Source organism: candidate division WOR-3 bacterium, from assembly GCA_039801905.1.
Lineage (GTDB): Bacteria > Hydrothermota > Tepidihabitantia > Tepidihabitantales > JBDRVQ01 > JBDRVQ01.
Window position 1 is genome coordinate 74,805 of sequence record JBDRVQ010000001.1, and the last position, 14,978, is coordinate 89,782.

A 14,978-nucleotide genomic window follows, 5' to 3' on the forward strand; every position below is an offset into this window, starting at 1 on the left:
CTTATCCCTTCGGAGTGAAAAAGGCCCCCGTGAAAAGTATTAAGCCGGTGCGATTATCCCGAATGGCAAAGAAGAAGGGACGATTGAATACAAGATGAAACCTTTCTGGGAGGGCGGTTAAAGCCATCTCTACCGAAGTGACCGCTGCCGCCTCGGTTCCCTCTTCTGTTATGCTGAGGTAGGTCTTATGCCGGACATCGTTAATAAATAATCCCCCTTCCCCGCTCATGCCAGTAAAATCCGCCTTCTTTGGATCAAAGGCAATTGCCATATTCATCCTTTTTAAGATTTCTTTGAATGATTTTTCGTATGTCAAATGAATTCTGGGTAAAGAGATCTCCCCTTCTCTCTCATCAAACTCCTTTAAGACTTCTTCCCATCTTCCCCCTAACCATTGAACCAAACTGGCAAGGGGAAAGTTAGTATCGGGTAGAAAAAGGTAAATACTCACTTCCCCCTTTCCATAAGGCAAAGCAACTGCCGCCCAATTTTCCTTTTTGAGATAAAGAAACCTTCCCGATTGGGACATCAGCAAAATTTTCTCTTCCCCTCGGGGGGAATAAAAGAAATCTTCCTTCGTTTTCTCTTTTGGAAACTCCCTTTGCCACTTCCCTTGAAAGTAAACCGCATTCAAAATGAATAGCACCACATTTCTCTCAATTTTTTCTATAATTTTTTCTATCTTCCCCTTGGTATTTTTCCTAACCCACTGATTAATCTCTTTTATCGCTGAGGGCTGGGAGAAGTCTAAGGTTTTTATCTTTGCTTTGAAGAACTTTCTATTTCTTTCTAAGAATTCCCTCTTTAAGGAAATTCCCTTTCTCGCCCACAAAGAGTTAGCAATTTTTAATTCTACCTGGGGAATAGGTCTTCTTAGGAATTGGTGGAGATCGCTTAAGGCGGTATTCAAGGAGTCTAACTTCATCTCTTTTAAGTTAAGGGTTTTAGCCATCGCCTCTTTTGTTTCCCCTCCCGCTCCGTTATAAGTGCTCACCAGAGCAAGATAAACACTGATTGGAGAGATGAAGATATTCTCATTAAAATCTTCTGCCATTAACTCCGAAAAGAGGGAAAAACCAAACCGATTATTCCCTTGGACAAACAGAGGTGAAACCCCGGCCCTTAGCCAAGAGAAGAGAAGAAAGGAGAGAAAAACCCAGCCCTTCAACTTTTCCTTCTTCCCTTTCCAGTTTTTAAGCATACTTAATTATATCTCCGAGAAGGGAGATGTCAAATTATTAACTTGAATAAGAAGAAAAATACCTTATAATATTCAAATGAAAAAGAGATTATTAGTTTTAATTTTTCTCACCACTGGTTTATTGGGAAAGGAAGAGTTTCCCGCTTTATTCCCGATTCGGCAAAACTTCCGCTACGGATTGATTGACTCTACGGGAAAAATTGTCGTCAAACCACAACTTGATGGAATTGATGACTTCTCAGAAGGGATGGCAGTGATTAGAATCAATAACCAGTGGGGTTATATTGATGCCCGGAACTGGCAGGTCTTAAAGACTAAGTTTGAACAGGTTGGCCGTTTCTCCGAAGGGAAGGCGCGTGTCTTATACAAAGGGAAATGGGGTTATATTGACCGAAATGGGAAATTTGTGATCAAGCCCCAGTTTGAGTTCGCCGGTGATTTTCGGGAAGGGAAGGCCGCGGTGGGTATTGGGGGCAAGGTTGGTTACATTGATTCTACTGGTAAATTTATTATCAGTCCCCAGTTTTTCTCCACCTTCAACTTTTCCGAAGGGAGAGCGGGTGTTTTAGTTGGTAATAAACTCGGTTATATTGATTCGACCGGCAAGGTGGTGATTAAACCGATCTTTGATTTCATCTGGGACTTTAAGGAAGGTTTGGCTCGGGTAATGGTCAATAGGAAATGGGGTTATATTGACCGAAATGGGAAGTTTGTGATTAAGCCCCGGTTTGATGAGGCATTTGATTTTTCGGAGAGTCTGGCCGCGGTCCGGGTGAAGGAGAAAATCGGTTATATTGACAAAAAGGGTAAATTTGTTATCAAACCGAAATTTAAAGCCGGTGGCGAATTTTCAGAAGGACTTGCCCCGGCCTTAGCCGATAGTCTTTGGGGTTATATTGATAAAACTGGTGAGTTTAAGATTCAACCGAGTTTTGAAATCGCCTATCCCTTCTTTCGGGGTTTGGCAAAAGTGCAAATGAAAGGAAAGATCGGTTATATTGATAGAAGGGGAATTTTTATCTGGGAGCCAACGGAGTAGACTGGTTAAAAGTTAGTGATTAGACCTTTTGGATATGGCAGGAGCAAGAGATGCAAGGGTCGTAAGCCCGGACGACCATCTCCAACTCCAATTTTGCCTTCTCTTCTCCCACCGAAGAGGAGAATAAATTTGCCGCCGCCACTGTGAGGTGTTTCTCTATTGCATTATAATTTTGCGCGGTGGGGATGATTAAATCCGCATTGGTGCATAAACCGTCCTTAAATTCGTAATAGTGAAAGAGACTACCCCGGGGCGCTTCTACTGCTCCCACCCCTTTCCCTTCCCCTTTTTTAATAGGCACAATCTTCGGAGGTCTTTTAACTTTTAAAATCTTATCGGCGGTATTAATGATCTCCTCTAAGGCAAAAACGATTTCAATCGCCTGCGCCAAGTTGTTATACAATGGGTTTCTAATCCAACTCAGGCTGTAGCATTTTTGAAATGCCTCGTGGGCGGCGCCGTGTAACCTCTCCCCTAAGAGATTCATTCGGGCAAGGGCACCAACGAGATAAGGCTTTTCCCGATAGAGGGTCCTCTTAGCGGTGGAATGGGGATAAATCCGTTCCTTGATTGCGGTTCGGAATTCTTCCACCGTTCGGTCATCCCCATTAGAAATCATTACCGTATCACCCCAAAACCCGTAGGCATCGGTTGGTGGTTTTAGACAAACGAAAAGCACCCCTTCTTCGGCATAGGTTGAGTAGTGAAGGTTGCGGAGAAGTTCGGTTGTCCTTATCGCCTCAGGAAGTAGTTTTTCGGCACCGTCCCTTATTGATTTTATCTCCTCTTTACTTAAAAAGCGACCAAAACCACCGATGGTTGGATTCTCTCCGTGAATCATTCTCCCAGCCACCGCCTCCATCACATAATTACCAAATTTCTTTAAGCGTAGTCCGATACCCACTTCTTCGGGATATTTTTCTGCTAAGGCAATCGCATCCGGATAGCCCAAAAAATCCGGGAGGGCGAGGAAGAAGATGTGGAGACTGTGACTTTCAATCATCTCTCCGTAATGCATCATATTCCGTAATAGGGTAACCTCAGGCGGCACGTTCACCGCCAAAATCTTTTCTAAGGCTCTGATCGCCGCGTAGCGGTGGGAGATGTTACAGATGGCGCAAATCCGGGGTACGATATTTAACACTTCTGACGCCTCTTTCCCCAAAACCAAAGTTTCAAATAAGCGGGGCCCTTCCGGAATTTCAAAACGCACCTCCTTCACCTTCCCGTTTCGGAGCCGGACATAAATATTTCCGTGCCCTTCCACCCGGGCTACACTATCAATCCTTATCTCCTTTCCTTCCTTCATTTTCCTCTCTTCACCTCTTTAATTTTGGCGCCAAAGAAAAACCTCATCTTTTTCTCTAACTGGCTCTCCTGATACTTCTTTTCCAATAAGTTCTTTTCCCAGGAGGCAAAATTTCCTCCAGGGACAGGACCGAAACAACCGACACAGGGAAGGTTATCCTTTGGGCACCTTGCTAAACAACCTCCGCGCGTCACCGGACCGAGGCAGGGAATATCTTTTAGGAGGAGGCACTCGTTTTCCTGCCACTTACATTCCACACAGACCGGATAGGTAGGTAACTCAACAGGCAGATTCTTTAAGAGACGAGGAAAATTGAATAGGAATAACTGGGGGGAGATTGGACAACCAGGGAGGAAATAGTCAACCGGGACAAAATACTCTAAGGGTTTAGATTCAAAGGCTTCTACAATCTTAAAGTTTTTATTATAAACCGAACGGAACCTTTTGGAGAAGTTTGGCTTTCCGGTATACATCGCCTGCACCCCTCCAAAAGTGGCACAGGTCCCTAAGGCGACTAAGATCTTGCTTCGCTTGCGCAACTCTTTTAACTTCTCCTCCTGTTCGGTCGTGGTAATGGAGCCTTCAATGAAGACAATGTCCATCAAGCCATCACCTTCCCTTTTCCCTTGACTTGAGGCGAGGCGGAAACTTACCACCTCAACCGCTTTTAAAACCTCTAAGAGGTAATCCTCAGAATGGACAATGGTCAAAAGGTCTCCGGCACAACCGGTGAATTCAAAGAAACCAACTTTGGGCTTCATATTAAATCCTTCATATGCAAAACGTCCCAATAAGTAAAGACCGGACCATCCAGACAGGTATAGATTGAGCCAATAACGCAGTGGCCACACTTTCCAATTCCGCACTTCATCCTTCTCTCTAAGGTCATCAAGATCTGGTGCTTCGGTATTTTTAAGGCGACCAATTTATCAATCACATAGCGATACATCACCGGTGGTCCGCAGACCGCAGCGTAACTCTTTTCCGGATTGATTTCTTTGATAAACTTAAAGAGTTCGGTAACCACCCCAATCTTTTCCGTCCAAGTTCCGGTATCATCTTTATCAACCGCCAGTAGACATTCCAAGTCTTCTCGCTCTTTCAACTCTAAAAACTCCCTTAAAAAGAGCATCTCTTTTGGCCGGCGGGCACCATAAAGGAAATAGATCTTGCCGAAGAGGTCACGATTATCAAGGGCGTAAAGGAGGAGGGAGCGTAAAGGAACCGCCCCTAAGCCACCAACGACAATGATTAAGTCATGTCCGATCATCTTCTCTACGGGAAAACCGTTGCCATAAGGTCCCCGAACTCCAATCACTTCGTTCTCTTTCAATTTGAACAACTCGGTCGTTAAAACCCCAATCTTTCTAATACCGAACTCTAAAAGTCCGGGACGAGAGGGGGAGGAAGAGATAGAGAAAGGAGCCTCCCCTGCTCCGAAGACCGAGACCATCATAAACTGTCCGGGTTTATAGCGTAAGGTTAAAGCCTTCTCCATCTCTACCGGGCGCACTTGGAAGAATCGGACATCTTCGGTTAAGTTATAGCGCCGGACAATGCGCATCGGAATGGGACAATAGAGATTATTGCTATTCATTTAAGCAAAACTCCTTCACCTTTCAATTTTTTTGCCACTTCTAAGACATTAATATTTACCGGACAGGTGTCAATACACCGGCCGCAGCCGACGCAGGCGGGGCGGCCAAATTCGGTGATGAAGGCTTTCAATTTATGGGTATACCACAATTTCACCCGCGAGGAGCGTCTCTCCCGAAAATTATGCCCGCCCGCCACTAAGGCGAAGTCTTTAAGCATACAGGAATCCCAATGTCTTTCCCGAAACCCGGCTTTTTCCCCAATGGGAAGATGGTCTTGGACATTAAAACAAGGGCAGGTGGGACAGACCATAGAACAAGCACCACAGGAAAGGCATTTCTCGCCCAACTCCTCCCAGATTGGGGCATCGTAACTTAACTCCATAATGTCGGGCATGGCGGTTAAATCCAAATGAAGTTGGTATTGGTTGTCGCGCCATTTCCGCCATTCAATATACTGGGTTAAATCCTTCTGGGTGATATTCTCATCAAAAAGTTCTAAACGGCTCCTTACCAAATCGTCCCCAACCGAAGAGCCAACCCAAACTAAGTAATGGTCATCTAACTCATTAAAGCCCAAATCAAAACCCTCTTCAATGAAATGGGTATTGGTGGAACGGGCAAAACATTTATCATCCGGCACGCAGGAAAGGCCAATAATTATTGTTCTCTCCCGGGCTTTTCGGTAATAAGGGTCAGGAAGTCTTTCCTTAAATAAGCGGTCTAAAATTAAGATACTATGGATTTCACAAGGGTGAAGGCCAAAAATGATGCGCATCGGAATTTCTTCGGGAACCTCTTGGTATTGATTTATCGGATCAAATTTAAGAATCGGAAATTTAGGGGGTAAGAGAAATTTCTTTACCGGCAGAATGGTTCTTAAAGCGGTAAGTTCTAATCGGGAAAAATCGGTTAACTTTTCGTAGATAAACTTATCACCCTTTCTTACCGGACCGTAGACCTCCCCAAACTTTTGAATTCCTTTTAAGAAGTCAAATAAGTTCTCTTTCTTTAACTTTAAGGCTTTCATAAAGGATAAGTATAACAAATTAAAGGAAAGAGTCAAGAAAAATTTGCAACCGTTAACCATCCTCCGGTTTCCTTTTTCCCAAGGAGTTTAAATCTTAAAAGAGTTTCACCCGAACAACCGGTTCCTTTTGAAATTTTCCCAAAACGGAATCAAGGCGGTCTAAGGTTTTATTAACTCTCTGGTAGAAAATGGTATCCGAGAGAAATTTCTCAATGTTACCCCCCTTAAAAATTGCTACTAAATCCTTCAAGTTGGAATTTAACTCCTTTAACTCATTACTCGCCTCACTAATCTTCGGACCGGCGGTGCTCATTATCTTTTCCAAACGGTTAGATAAGTTTTCAACGAGTTCTCTACTCCCCTCTATCAGTTCCTTACCGCTTTGGGCAAAATCCCGAAAGGCAGAAAGCATCTCTTTAATCTGGCGGAGATCAATCTCTTCCAAGATTTCCGTAATATCGTCCCTTCTCACCCCTTTTAAGACATCTCCCTTTTTCACCATCTTCGGAGAGATCCCAGGAACTAAAGAGAGAATCTTTCCCTCAAAAAGGCCTCGGGACTTCGCCTCAACCTGGGAATCTTCTGGCAATGGGATATTCTTCTTGAGGACAAATTCTACCAATACCCCATCGGAAGTAATCTTCACCCTTCTCACCTCTCCAACCTTTACTCCTCGGAGGTAGACATAGACCCCGGGTTCTATGCCGTAGGCGTCAGAAAATTTTGCGCCCATCACAAATTCTCGGCGGAAAGGGTCCTTCCCTTTAATCCAGAGAATCCCACCAATGAATAAGATGAGGGCGATGAGAAAGAAGAGGCCGATAAGGAAATCTCTTTTCATCCTCTCATCTCCCAAAGTTTCCCTTCTTTTAGAAGGAGATACCTTCCCTTCAATTCCCCGACCATTCTCGGGTCATGGGTCACAACAACCATCGTTATCCCCATATTTTGCATCTCGCCAATCAGGTGAATGATGATTTTCGTATTATCCCCATCCAGATTGGCGGTCGGCTCGTCCAGGAGGAGATATTTCGGGTCTCGGACTATCTCCCGAGCAATCGCCACCCTCTTCTTCATCCCACCGCTCAGTTCACTCGGGAAGAGCCTCTCTTTTCCCAAAAGGCCAACAAAGGCGAGCGCCCTCTCAATCTTCTCTCGGCTATTCGCCCTTCTCTCCATTCTCAAAAAGAGGGCAAGGTTCTCATAGACATTCCAAGAATCAAAGAGGGCATCCGATTGGAAGACAAAGCCAATGCGCCTTCTAATTTTTAATAACTCCCTTTCCGGCAATTTATTAATCTCAATTCCGTCAACAATCACCTGACCCCGGTCGGGGAGTAAAAGACCGTTAATCATCTTCAAAAGGACAGTCTTCCCACAACCGCTCTCACCGGTAACGATCACTGTCTCCCCATCTCCGACCTGCAGATTGAGGTCAGCAAGGACGAGAAGGCGATTGAAACTCTTATAGAGATTTCTGATTTCAATCATAAAATTAAGATATTTACTAAGTAATTTGCGAAGAGGATAAATAAAGAACCGGTCACCACCGAGACCATCGTCCAATAACCAACACCACCTGCCCCTTCTTTGGGAACGAGACCAAAGAAAGAACCAAAAAAACTGGCGATAAAACCAAAAATTAAAGCCTTTACGATCCCAACGGAGATCTCCTTCCCTTCAAAGAAGAGCCTTATCCCCCTCAGAAATTCAAAACCCGAGATTCTTGGGCTGGCTAAAAGGTAGGCGGAGAGGAGGGCAACCCAATAGCCAATCACTAAGAGTAAAGGAGAAGCGAGGAGGCTCGCTAAGACCCGAGGAAGAACTAAAAAACCAGAAGGGGAGATACCCAAAGCCCTTAACGCCTCAATCTGTTCCGAGACCTTCATACTACCCAATTCCGAAGCCACCCCAGCACCAATTCGGCCCACAAGGAGAAGGCCTAAAAGCACCGGCTCAATCTCTAAAATTATCCCCTTGAAGATGCCGCTGCCAATCAGATAAGGAGGGGTGCCGGGTAAGGCGATATAGAGGGCGGAGGCGGCGGTGGAAAAACCAACAAAGATTGAGACAATCAAAATTAAGGGTAAAGAGCCGAGGGAGAATTCAAAAAAGGCATCCTTTATCTCCCGGTGGTAGAGGAAGATATTTTTTACTACTAAAACCATCTCGCCAAAAAAGGAGAGGAGTCTCCCGAGGGAGGTGAGTATTCCTCTCATCTCTTCTAACTAACCCCCAAGACCTTCTTCAAGGCGGCGATGAACAATTCATTCTCTTCTGGTTTCCCAACCGTTACCCTAAGGGCATTGGGGAAGTTATATTCCTTTAAGGTCCGGGTGATTATTCCTTCCGCCAAAAGTTTCTGGTAAATTTCCGAAGAATCCTGAGTAAAATTGATGAAGACGAAGTTGCCATAAGAAGGGAGATAGAAGAGTTTCAATTTTTCCAATTCCCGGTATAAGAAGCGCTTCCCCATTTCGTTAATCCGGATTGACTTCCGCACATGCCTTTTATCATCAAGGGCATGAATACAGGCGTATTGGGCTAAGCGGTTAATATGGAAGGGGTAGCGAACCTTATTTATCGCCTCCACTACATCCGGGTTGGCAAATCCGTAACCGACCCTCAATCCCGCCAGCCCGTATATCTTAGAAAATGTGCGCAGGATTAAGATATTTTTCCCCTGTTTTAAGTACTTGAAGGTATCTAAATATCCCTTCTGGGTGATATACTCCCGATAAGCCTCATCAACAATCACCAAGATATTATCCGGCAGATGTTCCATAAAATAGGCGAAGATCTCCTTTTTGATTATGGTCCCTAAGGGGTTGATTGGGGTATCAAGATAAATAATCTTAGTTTTCGGGGTGATGTGGTCTAAGATACTTAAAAGGTCATGGGAATAGTCCTTGGGTGGAATCTCCACCACCTGGGCGCCCGCCACTAAGCCGCTAATCTTCCCGATGATAAAAGAACCCTGGGTGACAATTATCTCCGATTCCCGGTCCAGATAGGCGAGGGCAGCAAGATAGATGAGTTCTACGGAACCGTTGCCCACCACAATCCGGTCCATCCCTATCTTATAAATCTCAGAGATTTTCGCTTTTAGGTAGTAGTTGATATCATCGGGGTAAAGGAAAGATTCTTTTAAGACTTGGCGTAAAGCCTTTAGGGCTTTGGGTGAAGGACCAAGGGGATTTTCGTTTGAAGCCAATTTCACTACCTTCTTCAACTTCATCTCCCGCACCACCTCTTCAATCGGTTTTCCGGGACGGTAGGGAGTGATTCTGAATAAATCTTTTCTTGGTTCAAGCATCTTCTCCTCCTCTTTTCATAGTAATGAATATTAGACCACCAATTAAACTGTGGAGGTAATTGGCAACTAAGAAGAGGAGGCTTACCCCCATCGCCTCCTCCTTACTTAAACCAACTCTTTGGAAGAGATAGACAAAACTTCCCTCCCTTATCCCTAAGCCCCCAAAGGTTATGGGAACCATCGTGATGATATTAATCAGGGGGATGTAAAGGAAATAGTATAAGGGGGAGAGGGGTTTACCGATTGCCAGACCGGAAAAATACCAGACTAAGGAGAGGAGAAGTTGGACGAGGAGGGAGAAGAGAAAAGAGAGAAAAAGGGGTAAGGGATGGGCAGAGAAACCTTGCAATTTTGCGGCAAAGGAATCAATCTTCTCTCCCAAGCCTAAGAATTTTAACCTCTGCCAAAGCCTTTGGCAGAAAAGATAAACCCTCTCCGAGATGAGGGCAGCGGTGAGGGCAAAGAGTGTGAAAAAACCTAACAGGTTTATGGTTAGATACTCCTTTCCTATTGGTTGGCGAAGAAGAGAGAAGAGGAGGGTAGCAAGCAAGGCAAAGGCAAAGAGCCCAACAAAACCGATCACCCGGTCAAAGAAGGTTACCGCCAGAGCCAAGCCGAGCCCTTTCTCCTTCTTTCTCGTATAGGCGACCCGCATCACATCGCCCCCAATCGCGGTGGGCAGGAGGTTATTGAAGAAGAGGGAGACAAAATAGACCTTCAAGAGATAACCGTTAGAAAAGAAGAGTTCTTTGGCATCCAAAAGAATTTTCCAGCGCATAACGGAGATTAAAACAAAAAGGAAAAAGGAGAAGAGGGCAAGAGAGAGCCAGAAGGGGTCAGTCCGAACAAGGATCGCCAAAGCCGATTTGAAGTTCATCTTCCGCAAGAGGAGATAGATGATGAAGGAAGCGATTAGAATCCGAATGAAGGGCCAGAATCTCTTCATCTCATTTTCTTTTCAATCGCCTCCAATCTCTCAATAATGGCGGAGAAGGACTCACCCAAAAGTCCTAAACCGAAAAGGAGGATTCCGGTTAAGATTAAAAGAATTACCAAATATAAGAGGGGACGAAAACCGTGGCCCAAGATTCTTAAGATGATACTTAAAATCCCTAAGAGGAAACCAAGAAGGAAGGAGGCGGCTCCGACACTCCCAAAGTAGAGGAGGGGCTTTTTCATAAAGGATAGTTGAAAGGCGACCGCGATCAGGTCAAAAAAGCCAATGACGATCCGTTTCTTTGATTGATACTTCGGTTCACCCGCCCTTCGGGGATAGAGTTTTACCGGGATTTCGGTAATCTTCGCCCCCTCCGCCCAAACCAAAGGGACGAGATAGCGGTGCCAATCCTTACGCAGTTTTAATCGGGCGACAACCTCTTTCCGGAAGGCTTTAATGGCGTTGATATCGTGGACCGGTAAAGAGAAGATTTTTCTGGCTAAAAAGTTATAAATTAGGGAGACGAACTTCTTTTCGTATTTACCCACCTTCCAACCAACACACATATCATAGCCTTCCTCAATCTTGGCGACTAACTTTGGGATGTCCGAGGCGGCAAACTGCAAATCCGCATCATAAATTATGATAATCTCCCCTTCACTCGCCTCAAGACCTGTCAATATGGCATCAGTCTTCCCTCGGTTTTGGGGATGACGGAGGATTCGGACCCGAGGATATTTCGCCGCCTCTTTTAATGCCAATTCCCAAGTACCATCGGTTGAACCATCATCCACCACAATTATCTCGTAGGTCTCATCTAAATTGTTATGCAATTCTGCCAAAAGGGAAGGGATATTTAATACCTCATTATAAGCGGGACAGATTACCGTCTTTTCTATCGCCATTTATCCAACGTATTGTAACCAATTTTTCCCTTTTGTCAACCTTGGTTTTATAATAAAAAGGACTCTTAAACCCTACTTTTCCCAATCAAATAAGTTATTAAAAATCAAAGACTTATAAAAAAGGGAAAGATTTGGTGTCCAATTTTTGGGGGTATTTCCGTATTTATTATAGAGGGGTATTGGGTTCTAATCCCAACCCCGAAAAGAGAGGTGCGTATGAAAGATGCTTTAAGGCGAATAGAGAAGTATATATCTAAGTTAGAACCAGAGATTATAAGAAGAGATTTTGCCCAATTGAAAGAGAAGATGCTACAACAGATTACCACCTACTTTATAGAGATCTTTGAGGTTGAGACAAAGGCAAAGGCGATTTTAAGCGAATACGACCTACCGGTTAGTCTTATCCCCTTTTATCTATGCTATGCCCGGGAATTATATAGCCTTTCTAAGAGATATGCGGGATTTCCTCTCTTCCGGGAGATAAGGATTAGGGAGGGAAAATGGCGAAATAGAACTCTCCAACCGGAAATTTTAAGAAGGATAAGATTTGATATATTTGGCATAACCTTACCGGAGGAGATATGAGGATTGAGATAAAGAAGAAGAAGTCACTGGAGAGATTGGCGAAGATGGCAAGGAGATATGCAGTTTATTATCCAGATGCTACAAGGAGTTACCTGAAAGGGATAGTTGACTATGTCCTATTTGTGGAAGAGAAGGTGAAAGAGATTTTGGAGGAGCGGGGAATTTCGGTTATTTATCACTTTGCCTATTATGCCTTCGGTAGAAAGGTCTATAAACTCCTAAAAGAGAAGAAGGATTCCCAAATCCCTTCTTTAATTGAGGAGTGGGTGAAAGATAAATGTCTTTCCCGAGATGTTTTATCAGAGATTAAGGAGGCTTTATCGGAGAAGTAGGTCTTAAATAAGACTTAAGTTAAGTGATAAAAATTTTATGATGTAGGAGGGTTTTGTCTTTAGAAAAAGGGGTGTAGCATACAGGGGATGGTATCGGGGTTCTAATGGAAAGTCTAAGTAACGGTCTAAACTTAGGTCTAATTGGAGTTCTAAATAAGGGTCTAAAAGAAGGTCTAAAAGTAGGGGTAATAAAAAGAGTAATTGGAAATCTAATTAAGAGTCTAATTGAAAATTTAATCCGAAGTCTAATTATAGTTTTAACCGAAAGCCCAATTGAAAGTCTAACCTCAAGTCTAAATATCGGCTCGGTGAAAATAGGGGAGGGCAATAACACTATTGACAAGAATACTTTTTTTGTGTATATTTTAGGAATGGAAGTGGCGATAGCGCCCCTCGGGGCAATACCTTGCCAAATCAATCTTTTCCCAACCATTTCTCTTTTAATAAGAAACTATCGTCCACCTTCCAAAAATCCTATTAAGGGGGTGATAAAATATGAAGAAAGCCGAACTTATTGAGAAAATCGCCAAGGATGCAGGCATCTCCAAGAAACAGGCGGGGCTCGCTCTCCAATCCTTTATGGATGCGGTGAAGATGGTGATGAAGAAAGATGACGAACTGACCCTTCCCAAATTTGGCCGGTTCTATGTGAAGAAGACAAAAGCCCGAATTGGCCGGAATCCAAAAACCGGAGAGGAGATAAAAATTCCAGCCAGGAAGAGACCGGCCTTCCGCGCGGGGAAGGAATTAAAACTCGCTGCTAAATAAAAAAAGGGCGGGAAGGAGAAGTGGGCGTTCCCCAGAAAGCGCTTCCACCTCTTCTTCCTGCCCTCAATTCTTCCCCTCCCCATCTCAAAATCTTAGACCAAACAAAATTACCCCAGAAAGTTTCTTACCGCCGGATTAAAAATCACTACGAGTTGCTCAGAGCCATTAGGGGATTACAAATCAGAGGGGCACCGCTCATCGGCGTCGCCTCCGCCTATGGCGTTGCCTTAGAGGCGGTGAGAATAAAAAAGGACTTAAAGAGAAGGCTCCTTTCGGTGATTAATGATCTGCGAAAAGCCCGTCCTACCGCCTTCAATCCCTTCTTCATTTTAAAGAGGATGGAAGAGACTCTTAAATTAGAACTACCCGAAGAGGAATTACGCCTTCGCCTTTTGGAAGAGGCGGCAAAGATTGAAAAAGAAGAGAGAGAAAAGTGCGAAAAGATTGGCACCCACGGTGCCCAATTATTAAAAGATGGGACAAAGGTCCTAACTATCTGCAATACGGGTTTTTTAGCCACCCCCGGCATCGGCACCGCCCTGGGAATAATTTATAAGGCGAAGGAAGAAGGGAAGAGGATAAAGGTCTTTGTCTGCGAAACCCGACCCCTCCTCCAAGGGGCAAGGCTCACCACCTGGGAGTTGCAGAAAAGAGGGGTTGAAACCTTTTTAATCACCGACGGGATGGTGGGTAAGGTGATGGGGGATATTGATATTGTCCTCACCGGTGCCGACCGCATCGCCCGGAATTATGACTTTGCCAATAAGGTTGGCACCTTAACCCTGGCAATTTGTGCCTCCTATTATAAAAAGCCTTTTTACTGCGCGGCTCCCACCTCCACCATTGATCTCTCCTTGCAGGACGGGAGCGAAATTGCGATTGAGGAGAGAGGGGAGGAAGAGGTTCTAACTTGCTTAGGAAGACGCATCGCGCCGAAGGGGATTAAGGTGCTTAACCCTTCTTTTGATATTACCCCCCACCAGTTGTTGACCGGTCTCATCACCGAAGAGGGGATAATTAAATTGGCAAGAAGGTAGTTTATTTTTTTTCCGGGTCTAAGTGGACAATCACCTCTGTCTCCCCCATCTCACTCTTTATCGCCTCCGCCACCTCTTCTCCGGTTCGGTGGGCAACATCAAGATGGGTATCATTTTTCAAAGAGATATGAATGGTCACGATCCTCCTCTTCCCGTAGTCGTGAACTTGAATCTCATGGGCATCCTTCACCCCTTCTACACCCTGAGCAATCTCCTTGATCCGAGAGACGAGAGCGGGTGAAGGTGCAAAGCCAACCAGAATATTGCTTGTCTCCACTATAATTTTAATTCCGGTATAAATAATCAATCCGGAAATCCCGATCCCAAAAAACCCATCCAGCCGGAAGAATCCGAAACGATAGAAGATGAAACCAATTAGGACTAAAGCCGTCGCGATGGAATCGGTCCGGTGGTGCCAGGCATCAGCCTGTAAAGAAGGGGAGTTAATCTTCTCTCCCAGTTTTTGGGAAACCCCGGTGAGAAATTCTTTCACCAAAATGGAGAAGAGCAAAATGCTAATCACCCAAAAATTAGAAAACACTGGTTGGGGCGCCACGAGGCGCTTCAAAGAGTTGAGAAAGAATTCTAAACCGGCACCAATAAGGAGGAAGGCGATTAAAAGGGCAAAGATCCTTTCTACCCGACCGTGTCCGAAGGGGTGGTGCTCATCGGGAGGCTTGGCCGAAATCTTAAAACCCACGACGACCAAAAAGGAGGTGAAGACATCCGAGAGGGTATGAAAGGCATCCGCCAATAAAGCGATACTATTGAATAGTTTCCCTAGAATGAGTTTGATAAAAAAGAGGAGAAGGTTCAAAATAATACTCAAAAGACCTTCAAAATAGCCATAGTTTTTTACCCGGTCTTTGGTATCCAAGCGAAAGAGAGAGATTAACCAATTGGTAATTTTTTCCATTAAACCCT

18 protein-coding genes are annotated in these 14,978 nt (G+C 44.5%); 6 read left to right on the plus strand and 12 right to left on the minus strand.

Features of this window, described 5'->3' with window-relative positions; all coding sequences use genetic code 11:
- Position 1: 1 nt before the first annotated feature.
- Positions 2 to 1,201: a serpin family protein gene (locus tag ABIL00_00385; GenBank protein MEO0109221.1), complete on the minus strand. Its 1,200-nt coding sequence runs from the start codon at positions 1,199 to 1,201 to the stop codon at positions 2 to 4.
- A gap of 76 nt (positions 1,202 to 1,277) precedes the next feature.
- On the opposite strand from ABIL00_00385, the gene ABIL00_00390 reads away from it, so the two are divergent.
- Positions 1,278 to 2,240, plus strand: coding sequence for a WG repeat-containing protein (locus ABIL00_00390; protein MEO0109222.1), 963 nt, complete (start codon positions 1,278 to 1,280; stop codon positions 2,238 to 2,240).
- Positions 2,241 to 2,259: 19 nt separating this feature from the next.
- On the opposite strand, the gene ABIL00_00395 is transcribed toward ABIL00_00390, so the two are convergent.
- From ABIL00_00395 to ABIL00_00440, 10 genes are read right to left on the minus strand one after another with little or no spacing between them, the layout of a single operon-like run.
- Positions 2,260 to 3,549: a Ni/Fe hydrogenase subunit alpha gene (locus ABIL00_00395; protein MEO0109223.1), complete on the minus strand. Its 1,290-nt coding sequence runs from the start codon at positions 3,547 to 3,549 to the stop codon at positions 2,260 to 2,262.
- Positions 3,546 to 4,310: a cytochrome B gene (locus ABIL00_00400; GenBank protein ID MEO0109224.1), complete on the minus strand. Its 765-nt coding sequence runs from the start codon at positions 4,308 to 4,310 to the stop codon at positions 3,546 to 3,548. Before ABIL00_00400 ends, ABIL00_00395 begins: the two co-directional genes overlap by 4 nt.
- Positions 4,307 to 5,146: an FAD/NAD(P)-binding protein gene (locus tag ABIL00_00405; protein MEO0109225.1), complete on the minus strand. Its 840-nt coding sequence runs from the start codon at positions 5,144 to 5,146 to the stop codon at positions 4,307 to 4,309. The genes ABIL00_00400 and ABIL00_00405 overlap by 4 nt, the downstream gene beginning before the upstream one ends.
- Positions 5,143 to 6,234, minus strand: a complete 1,092-nt coding sequence (locus ABIL00_00410; GenBank protein MEO0109226.1) for a 4Fe-4S dicluster domain-containing protein — start codon at positions 6,232 to 6,234, stop codon at positions 5,143 to 5,145. Before ABIL00_00410 ends, ABIL00_00405 begins: the two co-directional genes overlap by 4 nt.
- A 34-nt stretch (positions 6,235 to 6,268) precedes the next feature.
- Positions 6,269 to 7,015 carry an MlaD family protein gene (locus ABIL00_00415; GenBank protein MEO0109227.1) on the minus strand — a complete coding sequence of 249 codons (747 nt, stop codon included), beginning with the start codon at positions 7,013 to 7,015 and terminating at the stop codon, positions 6,269 to 6,271.
- Positions 7,012 to 7,665, minus strand: coding sequence for an ATP-binding cassette domain-containing protein (locus ABIL00_00420; GenBank protein ID MEO0109228.1), 654 nt, complete (start codon positions 7,663 to 7,665; stop codon positions 7,012 to 7,014). Before ABIL00_00420 ends, ABIL00_00415 begins: the two co-directional genes overlap by 4 nt.
- Positions 7,662 to 8,393, minus strand: coding sequence for an ABC transporter permease (locus ABIL00_00425; GenBank protein ID MEO0109229.1), 732 nt, complete (start codon positions 8,391 to 8,393; stop codon positions 7,662 to 7,664). Before ABIL00_00425 ends, ABIL00_00420 begins: the two co-directional genes overlap by 4 nt.
- Positions 8,394 to 8,398: 5 nt before the next feature.
- Positions 8,399 to 9,490 (minus strand): histidinol-phosphate transaminase, encoded by a 1,092-nt coding sequence (gene hisC, locus ABIL00_00430; GenBank protein ID MEO0109230.1) that lies wholly within the window; start codon positions 9,488 to 9,490, stop codon positions 8,399 to 8,401.
- Positions 9,483 to 10,436, minus strand: a complete 954-nt coding sequence (locus ABIL00_00435; GenBank protein MEO0109231.1) for a lysylphosphatidylglycerol synthase transmembrane domain-containing protein — start codon at positions 10,434 to 10,436, stop codon at positions 9,483 to 9,485. Before ABIL00_00435 ends, hisC begins: the two co-directional genes overlap by 8 nt.
- Positions 10,433 to 11,332, minus strand: a complete 900-nt coding sequence (locus tag ABIL00_00440; GenBank protein MEO0109232.1) for a glycosyltransferase family 2 protein — start codon at positions 11,330 to 11,332, stop codon at positions 10,433 to 10,435. The genes ABIL00_00435 and ABIL00_00440 overlap by 4 nt, the downstream gene beginning before the upstream one ends.
- 216 nt (positions 11,333 to 11,548) lie before the next feature.
- Between ABIL00_00440 and ABIL00_00445 the strand changes: the two genes are divergently transcribed.
- The 5 genes from ABIL00_00445 (at position 11,549) to mtnA (ending at position 14,054) form a co-directional block, all read left to right on the plus strand.
- Positions 11,549 to 11,917, plus strand: coding sequence for a hypothetical protein (locus tag ABIL00_00445; protein ID MEO0109233.1), 369 nt, complete (start codon positions 11,549 to 11,551; stop codon positions 11,915 to 11,917).
- Entirely contained in the window at positions 11,914 to 12,249 is a 336-nt protein-coding gene (locus ABIL00_00450; protein ID MEO0109234.1) for a hypothetical protein, read from the plus strand. Before ABIL00_00445 ends, ABIL00_00450 begins: the two co-directional genes overlap by 4 nt.
- A gap of 104 nt (positions 12,250 to 12,353) precedes the next feature.
- Positions 12,354 to 12,767, plus strand: coding sequence for a hypothetical protein (locus ABIL00_00455; GenBank protein MEO0109235.1), 414 nt, complete (start codon positions 12,354 to 12,356; stop codon positions 12,765 to 12,767).
- On the plus strand, positions 12,745 to 13,017 hold the full coding sequence (locus ABIL00_00460) for an HU family DNA-binding protein (protein MEO0109236.1): 273 nt from the start codon (positions 12,745 to 12,747) through the stop codon (positions 13,015 to 13,017). Before ABIL00_00455 ends, ABIL00_00460 begins: the two co-directional genes overlap by 23 nt.
- An 89-nt stretch (positions 13,018 to 13,106) precedes the next feature.
- On the plus strand, positions 13,107 to 14,054 hold the full coding sequence (mtnA, locus tag ABIL00_00465) for an S-methyl-5-thioribose-1-phosphate isomerase (GenBank protein MEO0109237.1): 948 nt from the start codon (positions 13,107 to 13,109) through the stop codon (positions 14,052 to 14,054).
- 1 nt (position 14,055) lies between these two features.
- Here mtnA and ABIL00_00470 read toward each other — a convergent pair whose 3' ends face one another.
- Complete coding sequence (locus ABIL00_00470) at positions 14,056 to 14,970, minus strand: cation diffusion facilitator family transporter (protein MEO0109238.1); 915 nt, start codon at positions 14,968 to 14,970, stop codon at positions 14,056 to 14,058.
- Positions 14,971 to 14,978: the final 8 nt, after the last annotated feature.